The sequence below is a fragment of the Rhizobium laguerreae genome (assembly GCF_002008165.1).
GTDB lineage: Bacteria > Pseudomonadota > Alphaproteobacteria > Rhizobiales > Rhizobiaceae > Rhizobium > Rhizobium laguerreae.
Genome location: NZ_MRDM01000031.1, coordinates 163,354 through 179,445, shown reverse-complemented (window position 1 = coordinate 179,445; position 16,092 = coordinate 163,354). Strand labels below are relative to the sequence as shown.

General features: G+C 58.8%; 17 protein-coding genes. 5 read left to right on the top strand and 12 right to left on the bottom strand.

Annotated elements, in window-relative coordinates; translation table 11 throughout:
- Position 1: 1 nt before the first annotated feature.
- The 4 genes from BS630_RS33430 to rapA2 form a co-directional block, all read right to left on the bottom strand.
- Positions 2 to 1,537: a DUF4153 domain-containing protein gene (locus BS630_RS33430; RefSeq protein ID WP_077980895.1), complete on the bottom strand. Its 1,536-nt coding sequence runs from the start codon at positions 1,535 to 1,537 to the stop codon at positions 2 to 4.
- 357 nt (positions 1,538 to 1,894) lie between these two features.
- The gene (locus tag BS630_RS33420; protein ID WP_077980893.1) at positions 1,895 to 3,187 is read right to left on the bottom strand and encodes a helix-turn-helix transcriptional regulator; all 1,293 of its coding nucleotides are present in this window, start codon (positions 3,185 to 3,187) and stop codon (positions 1,895 to 1,897) included.
- Positions 3,188 to 3,259: 72 nt separating this feature from the next.
- On the bottom strand, positions 3,260 to 3,448 hold the full coding sequence (locus BS630_RS33415) for a hypothetical protein (protein WP_025398238.1): 189 nt from the start codon (positions 3,446 to 3,448) through the stop codon (positions 3,260 to 3,262).
- A 164-nt stretch (positions 3,449 to 3,612) separates the two neighbouring features.
- A complete protein-coding gene (gene rapA2 / locus BS630_RS33410; protein WP_025398239.1) occupies positions 3,613 to 4,326 on the bottom strand; it encodes a calcium-binding lectin RapA2 in 714 nt (237 codons plus the stop codon).
- A gap of 452 nt (positions 4,327 to 4,778) precedes the next feature.
- On the opposite strand from rapA2, the gene BS630_RS37565 reads away from it, so the two are divergent.
- The 4 genes from BS630_RS37565 to BS630_RS33395 all read left to right on the top strand — a co-directional run bounded on the left by BS630_RS37565 (position 4,779) and on the right by BS630_RS33395 (position 6,053).
- Positions 4,779 to 4,931: a hypothetical protein gene (locus BS630_RS37565; RefSeq protein WP_165503840.1), complete on the top strand. Its 153-nt coding sequence runs from the start codon at positions 4,779 to 4,781 to the stop codon at positions 4,929 to 4,931.
- A 40-nt stretch (positions 4,932 to 4,971) separates the two neighbouring features.
- Positions 4,972 to 5,208: a 30S ribosomal protein S21 gene (gene rpsU, locus BS630_RS33405; RefSeq protein ID WP_003538346.1), complete on the top strand. Its 237-nt coding sequence runs from the start codon at positions 4,972 to 4,974 to the stop codon at positions 5,206 to 5,208.
- A gap of 62 nt (positions 5,209 to 5,270) precedes the next feature.
- Positions 5,271 to 5,465, top strand: coding sequence for a hypothetical protein (locus BS630_RS33400; RefSeq protein WP_077980892.1), 195 nt, complete (start codon positions 5,271 to 5,273; stop codon positions 5,463 to 5,465).
- Between the two features lie 108 nt (positions 5,466 to 5,573).
- The gene (locus BS630_RS33395; RefSeq protein ID WP_077980891.1) at positions 5,574 to 6,053 is read left to right on the top strand and encodes a pyridoxamine 5'-phosphate oxidase family protein; all 480 of its coding nucleotides are present in this window, start codon (positions 5,574 to 5,576) and stop codon (positions 6,051 to 6,053) included.
- Positions 6,054 to 6,272: 219 nt separating this feature from the next.
- Here the strand turns inward: BS630_RS33395 and BS630_RS33390 are convergent, their stop codons facing one another.
- Complete coding sequence (locus tag BS630_RS33390; RefSeq protein WP_020047798.1) at positions 6,273 to 7,181, bottom strand: LysR family transcriptional regulator; 909 nt, start codon at positions 7,179 to 7,181, stop codon at positions 6,273 to 6,275.
- Between the two features lie 107 nt (positions 7,182 to 7,288).
- Between BS630_RS33390 and BS630_RS33385 the strand changes: the two genes are divergently transcribed.
- Positions 7,289 to 8,164, top strand: a complete 876-nt coding sequence (locus BS630_RS33385; protein WP_077980890.1) for an aldo/keto reductase family oxidoreductase — start codon at positions 7,289 to 7,291, stop codon at positions 8,162 to 8,164.
- Positions 8,165 to 8,196: 32 nt separating this feature from the next.
- On the opposite strand, the gene BS630_RS33380 is transcribed toward BS630_RS33385, so the two are convergent.
- From BS630_RS33380 to ppk2, 7 genes are all read right to left on the bottom strand, one after another.
- Positions 8,197 to 10,356 (bottom strand): peptidase domain-containing ABC transporter, encoded by a 2,160-nt coding sequence (locus tag BS630_RS33380; protein WP_077980889.1) that lies wholly within the window; start codon positions 10,354 to 10,356, stop codon positions 8,197 to 8,199.
- 9 nt (positions 10,357 to 10,365) lie between these two features.
- Positions 10,366 to 11,529, bottom strand: coding sequence for a beta-barrel domain-containing protein (locus BS630_RS33375; protein WP_183594590.1), 1,164 nt, complete (start codon positions 11,527 to 11,529; stop codon positions 10,366 to 10,368).
- Positions 11,530 to 11,664: 135 nt separating this feature from the next.
- Positions 11,665 to 11,907, bottom strand: coding sequence for a hypothetical protein (locus BS630_RS33370; RefSeq protein WP_020047802.1), 243 nt, complete (start codon positions 11,905 to 11,907; stop codon positions 11,665 to 11,667).
- 207 nt (positions 11,908 to 12,114) lie between these two features.
- Positions 12,115 to 12,306, bottom strand: coding sequence for a hypothetical protein (locus BS630_RS33365; protein WP_020047803.1), 192 nt, complete (start codon positions 12,304 to 12,306; stop codon positions 12,115 to 12,117).
- Positions 12,303 to 12,971 (bottom strand): hypothetical protein, encoded by a 669-nt coding sequence (locus tag BS630_RS33360; protein ID WP_245310605.1) that lies wholly within the window; start codon positions 12,969 to 12,971, stop codon positions 12,303 to 12,305. Before BS630_RS33360 ends, BS630_RS33365 begins: the two co-directional genes overlap by 4 nt.
- Before the next feature lie 64 nt (positions 12,972 to 13,035).
- Entirely contained in the window at positions 13,036 to 14,928 is a 1,893-nt protein-coding gene (locus BS630_RS33355) for an alpha/beta hydrolase family protein (RefSeq protein ID WP_077980887.1), read from the bottom strand.
- 150 nt (positions 14,929 to 15,078) lie between these two features.
- Positions 15,079 to 15,993 carry a polyphosphate kinase 2 gene (gene ppk2 / locus BS630_RS33350; RefSeq protein WP_077980886.1) on the bottom strand — a complete coding sequence of 305 codons (915 nt, stop codon included), beginning with the start codon at positions 15,991 to 15,993 and terminating at the stop codon, positions 15,079 to 15,081.
- Positions 15,994 to 16,092: the final 99 nt, after the last annotated feature.

The window sequence follows — 16,092 nt, the reverse complement described above, 5'->3', positions numbered from 1 at the left end:
ACTAGTCCTGCATTGGTTTGTCGTGCCTGTTGTTATCGTTCTCGTTCTGTCTTGCAATGGGAGCCAGAAGATAACTCTCCAACCGCGCCGCCCGGAAGGTCCAGTTCCGCCAGTCCCGCCGGCGCATCTCAAAATTCCTGGCGAGGTAGTGCCGAACTGTCGCAGCTTGGCTCCTCTGCTCGATCAGGTGATCCGGCAGCTTGAGGAGGTAGAGATCGAGCGCCGGAATGACGGAAGGACCGAGCGAGGAGAGATAATCAAGGTCGAGCGGCGGGCCTTCCTGGCTGATTTCCTGACTGTGGACGACATTGAAGCGGGCGATGACATCAGGGAAGTCGATGAAGGCGCTGATATAGAGCACCGCAATCAGCGAAGCGAGGTTCGTGGCGATCAGCCACTCGTTGGATCGGTCGAGCAGAATGCGCAGCAGGATCAAGACGAGGCCGACAGCGACGATGCCCATCCAGAGGCCGGCGGCGACGCGCAGCTCCGTCAGCGAATAGGCCTCGACGTAAAGTCCAAGCCGCAGAATCGAGGACAGGCAGAGAAGGACGTTCTGGCCTATCCAGGCATGGACGAGGCCGCGGATCAGCGAACTTTGATCGCCAGGCCCGCCGCGACGCATGGCGAGGAGAACGAAACCGGCGGCCAGAAGCGCCGTCGCAATCAGCGGATAGGCGCCGCGATGAGCATATTCTGCGTGACTCATGTGATCGGGCAGGTCTGCGCCGCCCCAGAGATAGACGAGATCGAGAAGTGTCTGCACGGCAAAGAGCGCGTTGAAGAGGAACAGCGACCGCAGCAGGGAGGCCTGGCCGAACGGTGCATTTCTGGTCGGCACGATGACGAACGCCCTGCTGGCTTGCGACCTCGCAGCGCGCCGCTTCAGGCGCGGCCGCAACATCGCCCAGACCACAGTAGCGATCATCATCCAGAAGCCGATCCGCCAAAGGTCGAGAAACTGCAACAGAACGGCAAAGCGGATGCTGCGCAGCGCGATCTCGATCAGCGGGTTTGCAGCCGCGAAGAGGAACACGAAGACTGCGGCGAGAGCGAGCGGCATGATCCAGAGGCCGACGCCCTGCCAAACGACGGTGAAGGAGAAACGTCTGGCCGGCGTCTTAAGATATTTCCTAATATCGTCGGCAAGCCGCAAGGGAATGACAAGAGTGAAACGGAGAAACACCATCGGCAGACCGGTCAGACTGCGAGGCATAAGCCTGGCGACGATGAGAGCAACCGCTATCAGCGCGCTGAAGCAAAGGGCGATGCCGGTTAATGAGGGCGCTTCCAGCAGAGGTGCCGACGCCAGAACCGAGAAACCAAACAGGAGAGCAGCCATTGACGGCGCTCGGATCTTCCCGGCCGAAAGTAGAATGCCGACGCAGACGGCGAGCGCAAACAGGAAAAGGTTTATCCCGGACATCTGACCAAAGATCATAAAATCAGCCAGCGCCACCAGCGCAGACAGCGTGGCAATCCGGCTACTGCCACGCCTGATGGGCTTTGCTTCTGTCAGCGTGTCGGTTGTGTCCATTGGTGCTCCTCTCGTAGATGCCGTTTTTCGATCACGATGAGCATGGTTGCTGGGGTCTCCTCGGAGGCGGTCCCTCGAGGCCAGCTCGCCTCCGTCAGCCACCATCCGTCATTGCGGAGGCGATCCGGCAAAGCCGGACGGTGTGGTGCGAGGGGGATGTCGTTCTTGCTCATGGCGGAAGAATGCCGCGCCGGATTGCAGATTTTGTGCAGAGAGTGAGCAGCAATTCAGGAAAATTGCCCGGACCTATGAGGTCACGCAGCGGTCTCTCCAGACCATATCTCCCGCGTGAAGATGGCTACTGCATAATTCAGAGTGCTACAGCGTTCTTTGCGGCTCTCGCAAAAGACGTAGAATTTACGATTGCCGCGGACGGCTCTTTCCATTCGTGCGGGACGGCGTCGCCGGCCTGTTTCCGGCGATCGGGATCGAGGCAATCAGCCTGGCGAGAGCCGCCTGGGATCGTACCCCCGTTTTGCCAAAGCATCGGCCGGTGTGGGTTTTTACCGTGTTGGACGAAATTCCAAGAACCCGGGCAATCTCGGGCAGATTCATTCCGCTGCCGATCAGTGCGGCGATCCGGGTTTCGGCTTCCGTCAGGCCAAAGATGTGTTGCAGCTGTTGCGCTTGCCGACGCGTCTTCGCTTCCGGATCGACGATATGAATGAGGACGCGCGCTCCGCTGTCAATCGCATCCCATATGGAAACCGCTGTCGGTGCAAGCGGCGTGATCATCACCAGATAAGGCGGCAAACCAGATGGCCGAGAGATCGATAATGCCCCTTCGAAAGGCGTGTCTTCGCCATCGGCAATCAGCAAAGCCTGACGAATGGCATTCGCCAGGCGGGTGGATGTCTCGGGGATCTGGGCTGCAAGCGAGGGCTTCTCGGATCGGCTGAGGAAAATGCCGTCCGCCTGCTTGAGCAGTGCTTCGGCTGCCGCATTGAGGAGAAGGACGGCACCCCGATTATCGATCAGCACGGCCGCATCCGCGATTGCATCGATCAGCCGTTGCGGCAATTCGGGTGCGCGGGCGATCCGGTTTACCTGAAAGGAAAGATCGATCGCCCGCGCCATGTGCGGGCTCAGCCGCTCTAACCGTGCTGCCGCCTCCGCGGCGTGCTCGTCTTGCTGACGAGACAGGAACAGAGCGACACCGCCGATACCTCCCCGCTCGTGCAGGCTGGCATGCGGCAGGAAGAGCTGATTGAAGATGTTTTGAGGCTCGCAGATATCGGCGTAAAACGCGGAATGCCTTACGGCCTCTGCATCGATCAACCTATTGCCGACTGCAATCTCGCCCGGCTTTACCTTCTCGAACGCACGGGCATAGGGATTGCCCGTGTAATGCTGAAGATAGAGCGCATTCAAATCTTCACGCATGCGGCCGGGGATCAGAAAGCTGCCGCGGCCATCAGGCGCCTGATAGACAATATTTCCGGCGACAGCACCGACGTAATCAATGATCGCGCACAGCGTATCCGGCCATAGTTCTGAACGGACCGCCGCCTGATAGACAGCATCAACGATATCGACATGATCCATATCAGCGCCGCTCGTTTTCACGATGATGGTTCCGCCAAATGCAACGATCGCACCATTTCGATTACTGCCTAAAAGTCTAAGGAGAGGCAAGATAGCGAGCGTCACCCGATCAGGCGATATCTCGCGCCGTCTCGTTCACCAAGTGACTTGCCGGGATTTGTGAGGTTGAAGAGGGGTTCATCTGAACCTTGGCGCGCGCTTGGCATTGTGAAGCAATTCGGAGGCGGTCGCGAACGGGCCGAAAAGTTTGAGCAACAGCGCCTGCTCCTCGTCATCTATCCGATGGCGAGCGCAGAACTCTGTTACGGACCAGACTTTCGTCAGATCGTCTGTCTCGATTTGCTTGGGTTCGATGTGTTCGGTCAAGGGCCTGTCCTCCGAACTTCGAGACTACGCCTCCCCTGCGTCTATAAGAACTAGCTAAAAAGGATTATATACCGGCTCCCGCCGGGCCTTGTATCAAGTGGCGAAATGCGGACGCCCGCCGATTGCGCGGCGGGCGTCGTGTCTCACTGATCTATCGCTGCGGATCAAACACCGACGCCGTCGGGATGAGCATCCGTGCCGGTGATGTTGAGCGTCACCTTGGCAGTGTCCGTGTGGCCTTCGCCATCGGAGATCTTGTAGTAACGGAGAACTTCCGTGTACGTCTGACCTGCATCCAGATCGGAGGTCAGTTCATAGGTGAATGTGCCGTCCGCCTTGACGTGGAACATGCCGTAGGTGCCGGCAACGTCGGTAACGGCGCCATCCTTGCCGTCTACCTGCTCGGTCAGGAACTGACGCAGGAACATCTTGCCGTTGTCGCCGGCAATGTCGTTATCCAGAACGTTGCCGCCGATGGCGTTGCCTTCGGTGAAGCTGAAGGTATCGTCGACTGCGATCGGCTTGGTTACGCCCTGGATGTTCAAAGTGAACAGGCCGACGTCGGTGTGACCGCTGCCGTCGGAGATCTTGTAGGAAACCTTCTCTTGGAACGATTCGCCGTTGGCGAAACCGATCTTGGCAGCGTCGCTCAGGACATAGGTGTAGCTGCCGTCCGGCTTGACGAAGAAGGTGCCGTAATCGCCCTGGATTTCAGTAACCTGGCTGTTGCCGCTCTTGGCGCCAACACTTGCGCCATCGAATGCGCGCAGGAACAGGTGGCCATTGTCGGAAGAATCGTTGGAAAGCAGGTTTCCGGAAATAACATCAGTTTCTTGAAATGTTGCACTATCATCAGTTGCATGTATCAGCGAAGCCATGGCTCTCTCCTAAAATGTTTATTGGCGGGTCAATTTCGACCTCAGCGAGCGGCTCCTTTAACAACCTATTAATACTACAAGTCAATGGTCTATTTAACAGAAGGTTAATTTCGATGGCGGTCTTCGCGTTGCTTCCATTCCGGCGGAATAATGTCACTCTCGCGCAAAATTGAAGAAAATTCGGGAAAAACTATACCCGGCTAACTTGAATAAAATGGCACCGAGTATATCTGAAGGCGATCGGCGATGCCCCGAGCCAACCATCCGGGCTATCCGTTGCAATTCTGCTCGCTGAGCCCTATGTTGCTGATGTACCCGATCCAGGCGGAAATCCAAGCCGTTGCCGGCTGCTGATTGAGACGCTTATGCATCGGCGCGCGCCTTAAGGCTGCGTGATGGGCAATCCCACAAACAATCGATAACGCCGGCCAAGGCCGGCAAAGGATTTCTTTTTGAACAACACACATACAGCCACCGCGGTTGCGGCGGCGAATCCGCGTGAGGATGACGAGGCTGTCCGCAATGCTCCCAGGAGCTGGAAGCCGTTTCCCTGCCTTCTCACCCGCCGCGAATTGCAGGCTCTGATCGCCGAGCAGCTCGGCTGAGCGGCGACCGGCGCACCATCCCAAACAAGGAGAACTCGAAATGCAGGTACTCGTCAGAGACAATAATGTCGATCAAGCGCTCAGAGTCTTGAAAAAGAAAATGCAGCGCGAAGGGCTGTTCCGCGAAATGAAGGAACGGCGCGCCTATGAGAAGCCGTCCGAACGGCGCGTCAGGGAAAAGGCACAGGCGATCAGCCGACATCGCAAGGCTGCACGCAAGCAGATGCAGCGTGAAGGCCTGCTGCCCGGTCCGAAGCGGGCGGTGGCCGCCCGTTAACGGCTTTATCCTCGCCAGCCTTCCCGGGCCTTGGCGGTTACATCCCCCTGAAAGGACAGACAATGGACGAACTCAATAGCCTCACCGTTTCGGAAGAACGCCTCGAGGATTGCCGCGATGTCGTGGAGCCGGATCTGCAGGATCTGATTCAACGCGCTCTGATATCGGGCTTTTCCCGGGAGGAAGTTCTCATCGCCGTCAGCGAACTGGTCGCCGAAGATTTCGCAATTGTCATGAAAACCCCAAGCGTCCATTGATCGACTGCGTGCCTCGATCGCCTTGGGAATCGGCTCATGAGGCCCGCCGACTGGGAACATCGGCCGCGGCTGATGGTTACTTCGTCTCTTGCACAGACGGAGATGACGATGGCCAATCAAGACGATGCGATACGGGTATGGGAATTGATCGACAAGATCGGGTTTTGCATGCTGACGACCCGCAGCGGCGACGATCTGCGAGCCCGCCCGATGTCCGCCTATACCGCGCAGCTCGAGAATGCGATCTATTTTCTGACGGATGTCGGCAGTCACAAGGACGATGAAATCACTCGCTGGCCAAACGTGTGCCTCGCCTTTGCCGACACCAAGGGACAGAAATATGTTTCCGTATCGGGGACGGCCGAGGTGCAAAACGACCGGGAGAGAATCAGGGAATTATGGGCGACGCCGGCAAAGGCCTGGTGGGACAATCCCGACGATCCTTCCATCCGTATCCTCAAGATGACGCCGGCTTCGGCGGAATATTGGGACAGCCCGGGCACGATCATCAGCTATATCAAGATGGCGGCCGCAGCAGTCTCGAACAGCAAACCTGATATGGGCGACAATGCCGAGGTCAAGCTCTAAAGCGCGTCGCGATCTTTCAGATTCGCGTGCCGCGCTTTAGGTCTTTGTTTTCCGCATGTCTTTGCCGCAAAACCGCTGCACACTTTTGCGAGACATGCTTTAGCGCATCGTCGGCCATTAAGGCCGCTTACAGCGCCGCATCTTTTAGACGCGCAAAGGATGCTGTAACACCTTGAATTACGACACCATTTTATCCCTTGATCGATTCCGGTTAAAGAATTATGCCGGAGCCGATGCCTTGACAAAGTCGATGAATGCCCGGAGCGGCGCCGGTACCAGCCGACGCCCGGGATAGTAGAGGAATGGCCCGGAGAAACGCTGCCACCACGGTTCGAGGATGGGCTCGAGCGCGCCACTGTCGATATGCGGGCGCAGCCAGTCCTCGAAGAGGCAGACTATCCCTGTTCCTGATATCGCTGCATCGACGGCCAAATCGGTCGCCCCGCCGACCCGCACGATCAGCGGCCCCGTCGGGTCCACTCGCACTATCTCGCCATCGCGCTCGAACTCCCACGGCGCCGTCATCGCGCCGCTGGCAAAGCGACCCAATAGACAGGCATGGCCGAGCAGCTCGCTCGGATGTTGCGGCCGGCCACGGCGATCGAGGTAGTCCGGGGAGGCTGCGATGGCAAAGCGCTGGACGCGTGGCCCGATCGGTATCGCGATCATATCCTGCTCCAACCGCTCGTCATAGCGGATGCCGGCGTCGCAGCCGGCCGCGATCACGTCGACAAAGCTCTCGTCGGTGACCACTTCCAGCCGAATATCGGGATAGGCGGCAAGGAACGGCGGAACGATGGCGGGCAGCACCAGCCGCGCCGCGCTGACCGGCACATTGAGGCGTAGCGCACCGGCCGGCCTGTCGCGAAAACCGTTGACGACGTCGAGGGCAGACTCCACCTCGCTCAAAGCAGGGCCGAGCCGCTCCAGCAAGCCTTTGCCCGCTTCGGTCGGGACGACGCTGCGTGTCGTCCGGTTGAGCAGCCTGACGCCGAGCTGCGCCTCCAGGCGACGCACCGCTTCGCTGAGGAAGGAGGCGCTGCTGCCACTGACGCGCGCGCCTTCGCGAAAACCGCCGGCACGCGCCACGGCAACGAAGGCATTGAGATCACTCAGATCTGCTTTCACTGTTCGCCCCTCCGCACAGCCTGTGCGGATTATAGCCAATTTTCACACGCGCCGACAATGCTTATCTTGAGCCTATCTTGGCGTCATCTCTTGAAAGGAGTTAGATCATGTCCACTATCGATCAGTCCGGCACGTTCAACCTCGGCGGCCGCAGCGTAAAGCGGCTCGGCTATGGCGCCATGCGGCTTGCCGGGCCCGGCGTATTTGGCCCGCCCAAGGATCATGGCGCGGCCTTGGCCGTGCTGCGAGAGGCGGTTGCGAGCGGCGTAAACCACATCGACACCAGCGACTTCTATGGCCCGCACGTCACCAACCAGATCATCCGCCAAGCGCTGCATCCCTATCGCGACGATCTCGTCATCGTCACCAAGATCGGCGCCCGGCGCGGCGCGGATGGATCATGGATTCCGGCCTTCTCGCGCGAAGAGCTGACGGAGGCAGTGCACGACAACCTCCGCAATCTCGGTCTCGATGTGCTTGATGTCGTCAATCTCAGGATCATGTTCGACGTGCACGGCCCGGCCGAAGGGTCGATCGAAGCGCCCCTGACGGTGCTGGCCGATCTCCAGCGGCAGGGCCTAGTGCGTCACGTCGGGCTGAGCAACGTCACATCCAAGCAGATCGCCGAAGGGCGTGGTATCACCGAGATCGTCTGCGTGCAGAACCAGTACAATCTGGCGCATCGGGCCGACGATGCCCTGATCGACGACCTCGCGCGCGACGGCATTGCCTATGTACCATTCTTTCCGCTCGGCGGGTTCAACCCGCTGCAGTCTTCCACCCTGTCCGATGTAGCCGCACGCTTCAATGCCACGCCTATGCAGGTGGCGCTCGCCTGGCTGCTGCGTCGCGCGGAAAACATCCTGCTGATCCCGGGCACTTCGTCCGTCGGCCATCTCAGGGAGAACCTCGCCGCCGCCGGGCTCGCGCTGCCGGATGAGGCTCTCAAGCAGTTGGACGACGTGGCTGGCAGCGCCGCTTGATGCAATTTGAAACCAGGCGCGACGTCACGCTCTCAACGCGTGCTCAGGCTTTCGCCCAGTTGCAGGCTGATGACTTCCTTTGGTGGAGCGAGAGGTCGCAGGCCTTCGCCGTCCATGTAAAGAACCCTGTCGGCGGCGGCGATGGTTTCCTGCCGGTGAGCGACGACGATGCGGGTAATGCCGAGTGAGCGGATGGAATGATTGACACGCGCTTCGTTGGCGGCGTCCATGTGAGACGTGCCTTCATCCAGGAAAAGCATTTTCGGCTTTCGATAAAGGGCGCGCGCCAGCAGCACGCGCTGCTTCTGGCCGCCGGAGAGGCTCGATCCCATGTCGCCGACGAGCGTTTCATATTGCATCGGCATTTTCATGATCTCGTCGTGAATTGCCGAAGCGCGTGCGGCATCGGCAATGGCTTCAAGATCGGCCTGCTCGGCAAACAGCGTGATATTGTCCGCTATGGATCCGGCGAAGAGATTGTCGTCCTGCAGGACGGCTGCGATCTGATCGCGAAAGCTCTTGTGACCGAACTGCTGGAGGGGAAGACCGTCGACGGCCACCTCACCGGATTGAGGCAACAGCAGCCCGAGCATCACCTTGAGGAGCGTCGATTTACCCATGCCCGACGGCCCGGTGATGGCCACATGTTCGCCGGCTTCGACGGAAAAGTCGATCTCCTGGAGAACGAGGGGATCGGTTGGAGAATAGCGGTAGGAAACGCTTTTGAGCTCCATCCGTCCTTTTAATTCCGTGACGGCCATGGAACTGGGGGCAAAGCTTCTGTCATCCTCCTCCAAGGCGATATCGGCCAAGCGTTCCAGATGCAGCCGTAGCATCAAGAACGCCATGCCCTGATCGACGAGATTGCCGGCCTTTTCGAGGAACTGACCTTTATAGGCGAGGTAGGCGAAAACCATGCCGACGCTGAAGCCGCCATTCATGACGAAGCCGATTGCCAGATAGATGGTGACGACATTCTCCAGGCCGAACAACAAGGCATTGCCGGTCGTTTGCCAAATGCCGATGCGCGAGGAGCGGATGTTGGCATTGACGGCATCCGTCAGCAATGTCTGCCACATGGCGTGCCGCATCGTTTCACTGTTGTAGAGGCGAAAGGTCTGGATACCGCGTATCGTCTCGATGAGTGCCGTCTGTTCCTTGCCGTGCGCGATGATGCTGCCTTCCTGGGCGCGGCGCTCGAAAGAGAAGGATATCAGGCGAACGACGAAATAGAGGAAGAAGGCGGTCAGCGCGATAATTGCAAGCTTGGCGCTGTAGAAGAACATGATCGCCAGCGTCGTCAGCGCGAGCAACCCGTCGACCAACGTTCCAGCAACACCTTCCGTCAGCATCTTCTGGATCGGCGTCACCGACTGGAAGCGGGAGAGAATGTCGCCGACCTCCCGCTTCTGGAACCAGTCGAGCGGCAAGCGGAACAGTTTCCTGGCGATGTTCGAGGCGATGCCGAAGCCCAATGCCGAACCCGCCGCCAGGATCACGAAGGAGCGAAGGAAGCTCGCGCTCGCATTGAAGGCGGTGAACAACCCAAAACCGAGCGCAAGCACGGCAAGCAGATCGTGGTCGAGCGCCGGCAGCGCGTTGTCTATACCGATCTGCAAGTAGTAGGGCAGGGCAAGCACATAGATCTGCAGCACGACACTGAGGACGATGACCTGAAGGAAGGAGCTTCCAAGCCCGTTGATCCGCGTCCAGAGTTGCGACCAGCGCAACACCGTACGCTCCGTTTTCTTCTCGAATGCTTCGTTTGGCCGCAACTCCAGCGCAACGCCGGTAAAGTGGTCCGAAACCTCAGACATTTGAAGCCATTCACTGCGGCCAGCAGGGTCGTGGATCAGCGCCTTGTCGCCCGAAACCCGCTCGATGACGACGTAATGGTTCATGTTCCAGTGGAGGATCGCCGGCAATGCGAGATTGGGCAGCTCCTCCAGCGGCAGCTTGACGGCGCGAGGCAGGAGGCCGACCTGGTCTGCGATCTTGATCAGGCTCGACAGCGGGGCTCCTCGAAATGATGGGGTGAAACGTCGGCGCATCGTCGCCAGATCAACGTCGTGCCCGTAAAAGCTCGCCATCATTGCCAGACAGGCCAGACCGCATTCGCTGACCTCATTCTGACGAATGAGACGAATCCGTGAGGTTGAAAAGAACCCGGCCTGAAGTGCTCTAGCAGACAATCGCGGGTCCTATCGTCGTTGAAGGGCGAACAACGGCTCGAACAGCCATTCGAGTAGAGATTGGCGCGCGGTCGCAATCCGGGCCGACAAGGTCATGCCGGGAAACAGCGCTTGCTGCTTCCCGAAGGCCGTGATGCTCTGCCGCTCGAGGTCGACCGTCACGAGATAGTTCAGGTTGGTGCTCGCGCCGCTGCCACGGTTGATCGGGCTTTTCGACAGGCTCTTGACGCGACCTGCGATCGTCCCGAAGCTCTGGTAAGGGAAGGTATCGATCGCCAACCGTACCTCCTGCCCGACCTCGACAAAACCGACGGCGGCGTTGGGCACGTCCAGTTGCGCATGCAATGTTGCATTCAGCGGCACGACGCTCATGAGCGCCTGCTGCGTGTTCAGCGGCTCGCCGATCTTGGCCGTGAGGGCAGAAACCGTGCCTCCCATCGGCGATCTGATCACATAGGCGCGGGACTGTTCGTTGGTGGCGAGGCCGCGATTGATATCCTCACGCTGCGACTGGAGTGCTGCGACCTTCTCGTTTGAGCGCGCCTTGACCTGATCGAGCATTCGTTCGGCATCGGAGAGATCCGAGCGCCGTTCCGTCAACGTGCTTTCCAGCACCGCCATTTGCTGGCGCCGCTCGGTGAGCGAATCTTCTCTCAACGTCACATCTCGTCGTGGAACGATGCCCTTGTCGACCAGGCCGCGAATGCGCTCGACATCTTTCTCGATCGAGGTGATCAGCTCCCTTTGCAGGGCGATCTGGCTCTGAAGCTTGTCGATCTGCGTCTGGTAACCGGCAATCTGCGCGTCGAATTGCGCCGTTTGGGCAATTTCATCGTTTTTGACCTCCGCCAGTTGCTCGCTGATGCTCGCATTCTGCCGGTCGAGCATCTCGGCGACTTTTTCGGAGGCCGATTCACCGCTGACCAGGTAGTCCTCGGAGCGCACGGCGACCAGTTCCTGGCCTTCTTCGACTTGATCGCCGTCTGCGACCATCATCTTCATGATGACGCCTGAGCGCGAGGGCATGACGACTGCAACACCCTTGTCCGGCTGGATAATGCCGGTTGCGGTGACAACGCGGGAATAGCTTGCGATGGAAAGAAAGATCAGCACGGCGATGAGAATACCGGCCATCAGATAGCCAGTGACGTGCCACCCCATGGGCACCGCCATCGATACCGTTCCCGTTAAACGCTGGGACTGCCGTTCGAGGGCTTCTCGGCGAAACAGGCTCATTGTGATCAGATATGGTCGTTAAGGGGAGGAAGGGAGCCCCGCCATTCGGGCGGAGCCCCCATGTTTTAAAGCTCAGGCAAAAGCTCTCGCCAGTCTGTAGACACCGTAGACGCCAAGCGCAGCGCCACCGACGGCAAGCGCTCCGACGCCGAAGGCGGAAATGCCCACGCCCGCGCCGATCGCTGCGGCGTAGCCCAGAGCGCCACCGCCTGCGAGTGCGGCTGCGCCGTCGATTGCGCCCCGAACACCGGAGCTGACACCACCACCGGATACGTTTTCAATCTCCGTACTCGAAAGTTCTTTGATACCCTGCACTTTAACTCACCCTTTGTTTGTTTCGGGAAGTAGTCGAAAACACTACGTGCACGGGAAAATTAGGCAGCTGCGGGAAAGCGTCAACCTGCAGACGATGACTTTTGAATGCCGGGACAGGATTAAGTATAGAATTGAATCATAACGGCCGGGAGATTTACGCCTCCCGGCCGGTGAAAAGTCACAGGCTTTTCAAACCAGACAGTAACGTCAGGATGATTTCGTGACGAAAAGCTCGTAGGCGACGAAGGTCGCGGCCATTGCCAGGAAAACCCCGATCGCCAACGGATAATTGGCGGCGGCATTGGGGTCGGTCAGCTTGGGAATGCCGATGACCGCGCCTGCCGCCAAGACTGCCGATAACGCAACTTCCTGCATGATCAATTTCGAAAGAGCCGTCATGATTGACCTCCTGTCGCCTCGGTCTTCTCCACCCAAAGCGGAGCCCAGTCCTTCTGCTTCACCACGCTGCCGATCAGGAAGCATAGCGGCTCGCCGATAAGGCGCACCACCTTGCCACTGAGCGACCCCTTCGAACGGCGCCCGGCCTGGTAGGCAATCTCCAGAGCCCGCGCTCTGGCGAGAGGATACATGATTTTTTCGGCCAGCGGACTGCGACGCATCAGGCGGACATAGGGGATCGCCCAGTATTGATATCCGCGAACCGTCGTCTGGGACAGGGACTGAAAGGTGAACTCCAGATCCGCCCGCCAAAGATCGCGGTCAAGCATGCCGCGCCTGAAGAAATGCGTGCAGATGACACGGCCGCTGCTGTTGCCACCGCCAGAGAGGCCGCCATTATATATGCTGCCCGACGCCCCTGCTGCGAATCCGGCACCGCCGGCAATACCGGCTGTGCCGAGGCTTCCGGTACTCGCAAGAGCGCCGCCGGCCGCAAACGTGCCGCCTATCAGCCCACGATCGACATGGCCGACCCACGAGCCTGCGCCATTCACGGCGTCGATTTCAAAATCTTCAAGGGGATGGATGTAATATCCGCTGGTATTTGCATTAACACTCTGAACGTCAACCATAGGTGCCTCCGAGGTAAAGCCAAAACCCGCCATATCGGGCGTGCGAGGGGGAAGGCTAGGGCAATCAGGGAGCGTATCAAGGCTTTATTCTCGCGGCTTATACTCGGCGAGCGCGAATATTTCGCCGACCATTGGCAAAACGGCCCTGAATCCAGTGCTTTGACAACAAGGCCAGCGGATCGATTTTTTTTGCCTTGCCGCCGAGCTTGCGGCTGAGAAATAGCTCCACTTCGCGGGCGCGCACCAGTTTTGTTTGCCAGTCAACATAGCCATGGCCCTCCCGATCGAAGTATAGTGCCGTGACATCGAGACCCGCCTTGCGCAACGCCTTCTCGAAGGCTTTTGTCTGCTCGAAACCGACAACCGGATCTTCCATTCCAGCCGTGAGCAGGAACGATCCACGCAATTTCTCCACATTGTGGAGCGGCGAGAATTCCTGCATCTGCGTGAGATCGCCGTGATCATCCGGATTGCCGAAGTAACGGATGACCTGGCCCAGGAACAATCCCCAGCCGGCGGGATTGTTCTGCATCTGGTAAGGCAGGTCTAAAATCGCACAGTCGATGATTGCCGCGGAAAAGAGCCTGTCATCGCCGGCCATTGCCAACGCGGCGATGAAACCTCCGTAGCTTTCGCCGGCGACCGCAAGCTTGCCTTCAGCCGCAATGCCTTGGGCGAGCAGCCATCGCCCGGCATCGGCGATATCGTCCTGCATCTTTCGCCCGAACTGCCGATAGCCCAGAGTTTGGTATCTCTTCCCGAAGCCGGTCGAGCCGCGATAGTTGACCGACAGGATTCCGTATCCGCGGCTTGCGAGAAAACTCTTCTCGATGTTGTAACCCCAGCTGTCGTGGCGCGCAGGGCCGCCGTGAGCCATGACGACGGTCGGCACAGGATGAGGCGCGCCAGCCGGAAGCGTCAACAATGCCGGTATTTCCTCACCATCTCCGGCCGTGAAGGAAACAGGCTTCGTGACTGCCGAAAATGAGGATTTGAGCTTTTCCGCCGGCGCGGGAAGGAGCGTCTTGCTCTTGTCCGCCAAGTTTAGAAGATAGTGCTGGTAGGGTCGTTCATCGTAGGAGATAGCGACTGCAAGCAGCGCACCATCCTTCGAAGAGCCTGAGATTTCGACGTCGGCATGCCCGTTGCGATCCAGAACGAGCTCGGTGAAGATCGTACCCCTTTCCGAAAGGGCGATGTATCGCGGATAGCCGTCGCGAATGACGGCGACGTCAGCCGGTTCGGTGGGCGTAAAGCGCAGCGCGTCTGAAACATCGACATCGCCGTCCTCGACCAGCACGGTTTCCTTGCCGGTAACCGGGTCCAGCGAAACCAACGCGATCTTGTCCCGCTGACGGCTGGAAAGCGCCTCGAAGGCATTGCCTGACCTGTCCGTACGCCAGATCACCAGCGTGTCATCCGGCTCGACTGCCGCCATCTCTTGCCACGGCTTGTCGGCATCGCTGCGGTGAAGGTATCGCCTCAATCCGGAGGCGGTCAGCTCGACGCGAATGCATGGCACCTGAGCCTCATTCAACAACCAGCTTTCGGTCGAGCCGTTATTTTGTTCCACGAGCCATTTGTCGCGTCCGTCCGCACTGGTTGCATAGAGATCGGCGACAGCGGGGCTGCGATCGTAGGAAACCAGGAATTGGCTGTCTCCGGCGTGTCGAGGTTCAACGATGACCTGCCACGTTTGGAAATCTCTTGGAGTGACGTCGGTCCGTGTCCCGGGTCGCTTGGGATCCACTTCCCACAGGCGGTCTTTCTCGGTGAGAACCAAAAGGTTAGCGTATTGCCGCCAGCCAAAATGGAAGAGGTCGCCTTTGAACGTGGCGATGATGTTGAGTTTTCCGCTGGAAAATTCCCCGACGAAGACGGCGCGAGCGCCGCGTTTGGAACCCCACCATGCGATGAGAGCGCCGTCGAAACTTGGTTCGTATCCCCATCTGGCACGCGTATCGGCGTAAAATCGGCTACTGGAAAGCAAGCAATTCCCTCACTCGTCCACTCTGAGGCACGGTCGACGGAACCTCACTCTTGAAGCGGAACCTAGTGTCGGGTGGGGAATGGTCCAGAGGCAGCAGGCCGCGAGGGCCGCCCCCTGAAGACAATTCTGGGGGCGGCGTACGCTATAATTTCAATAGCGCTCCGGCACATACATTTCAGGCGGAACCGGCGCCCTGTTGTAATCGGCGTTACGGATGCGGTCCGGCAATTGGATCTCCGGTTTCGGAACATCCTCGTAAGGGATCTGATCGAGAAGATGGGCAATGCAGTTCAAACGCGCCCGTTTCTTGTCCACGGCCTGCACCACCCACCAGGGTGCATCCTCCGTGTGGGTACGCGCCAGCATTTCTTCCTTGGCTTTGGTGTATTCCTCCCAATGGACACGGCTTTCCATATCCATCGGTGAGAGCTTCCATTGCTTCAGCGGATCGTGGATACGCATATTGAAGCGGAACTCCTGCTCCTCGTCGGTGATCGAAAACCAGTATTTGATCAGCACGATTCCGGAGCGGACCAGCATCCGTTCGAATTCGGGCACCGAGCGGAAGAACTCCTCGAGTTCATCGGGGGTGCAGAACCCCATCACGCGCTCGACACCGGCGCGATTATACCAGCTTCGGTCGAAGAGCACGATCTCGCCACCGGTCGGAAGATGCGGGACATAACGCTGAAAATACCATTGATGGCGTTCCCGCTCGGTAGGGGCGGGCAGCGCGACTGTTCGACAAACGCGCGGATTGAGACGCTGGGTCACGCGCTTGATCGCGCCTCCCTTGCCGGCCGAATCCCGGCCTTCGAAAAGCACCACCACCTTGAGTTTCTTATGCTGAACCCAGTCCTGCAGCCGTACCAGTTCGTGCTGCAATCGGAAAAGCTCCCGGAAGTAGATCTTTCGCTCGAGCGTCTGCTCCGCCGGTTCCGACATTCCTTCGGCGACCAGATCGTCGAGTCGGTCTTCCTCCATCTGCATTTCCAGCTCTTCATCGAAGCTGTCGGCGATTTCGGCCTTTATCCGGCTGAGCTGGTCCTGATGTGTTCGCGACATGGGTTTCCCTTCCTGCTTTTGTGTTGACAGGAGCATGTCAGTGCGAAGTTTATATGACGACCACTGATCGAAGGCTGAAACGGTTTACCCGGGTCCCTC

Coding starts and splice junctions, on each gene's coding strand:
- BS630_RS33430 (WP_077980895.1), bottom strand. CDS start 1,537: ATGGACACAACCGACACGCTGACAGAAGCAAAGCCCATCAGGCGTGGC.
- rapA2 (WP_025398239.1), bottom strand. CDS start 4,326: ATGGCTTCGCTGATACATGCAACTGATGATAGTGCAACATTTCAAGAA.
- rpsU (WP_003538346.1), top strand. CDS start 4,972: ATGCAGGTACTCGTCAGAGACAATAATGTCGATCAAGCGCTCAGAGTC.
- BS630_RS33400 (WP_077980892.1), top strand. CDS start 5,271: ATGGACGAACTCAATAGCCTCACCGTTTCGGAAGAACGCCTCGAGGAT.
- BS630_RS33395 (WP_077980891.1), top strand. CDS start 5,574: ATGGCCAATCAAGACGATGCGATACGGGTATGGGAATTGATCGACAAG.
- BS630_RS33385 (WP_077980890.1), top strand. CDS start 7,289: ATGTCCACTATCGATCAGTCCGGCACGTTCAACCTCGGCGGCCGCAGC.
- BS630_RS33375 (WP_183594590.1), bottom strand. CDS start 11,529: ATGGCGGTGCCCATGGGGTGGCACGTCACTGGCTATCTGATGGCCGGT.
- BS630_RS33365 (WP_020047803.1), bottom strand. CDS start 12,306: ATGACGGCTCTTTCGAAATTGATCATGCAGGAAGTTGCGTTATCGGCA.
- BS630_RS33360 (WP_245310605.1), bottom strand. CDS start 12,971: ATGGCGGGTTTTGGCTTTACCTCGGAGGCACCTATGGTTGACGTTCAG.
- ppk2 (WP_077980886.1), bottom strand. CDS start 15,993: ATGTCGCGAACACATCAGGACCAGCTCAGCCGGATAAAGGCCGAAATC.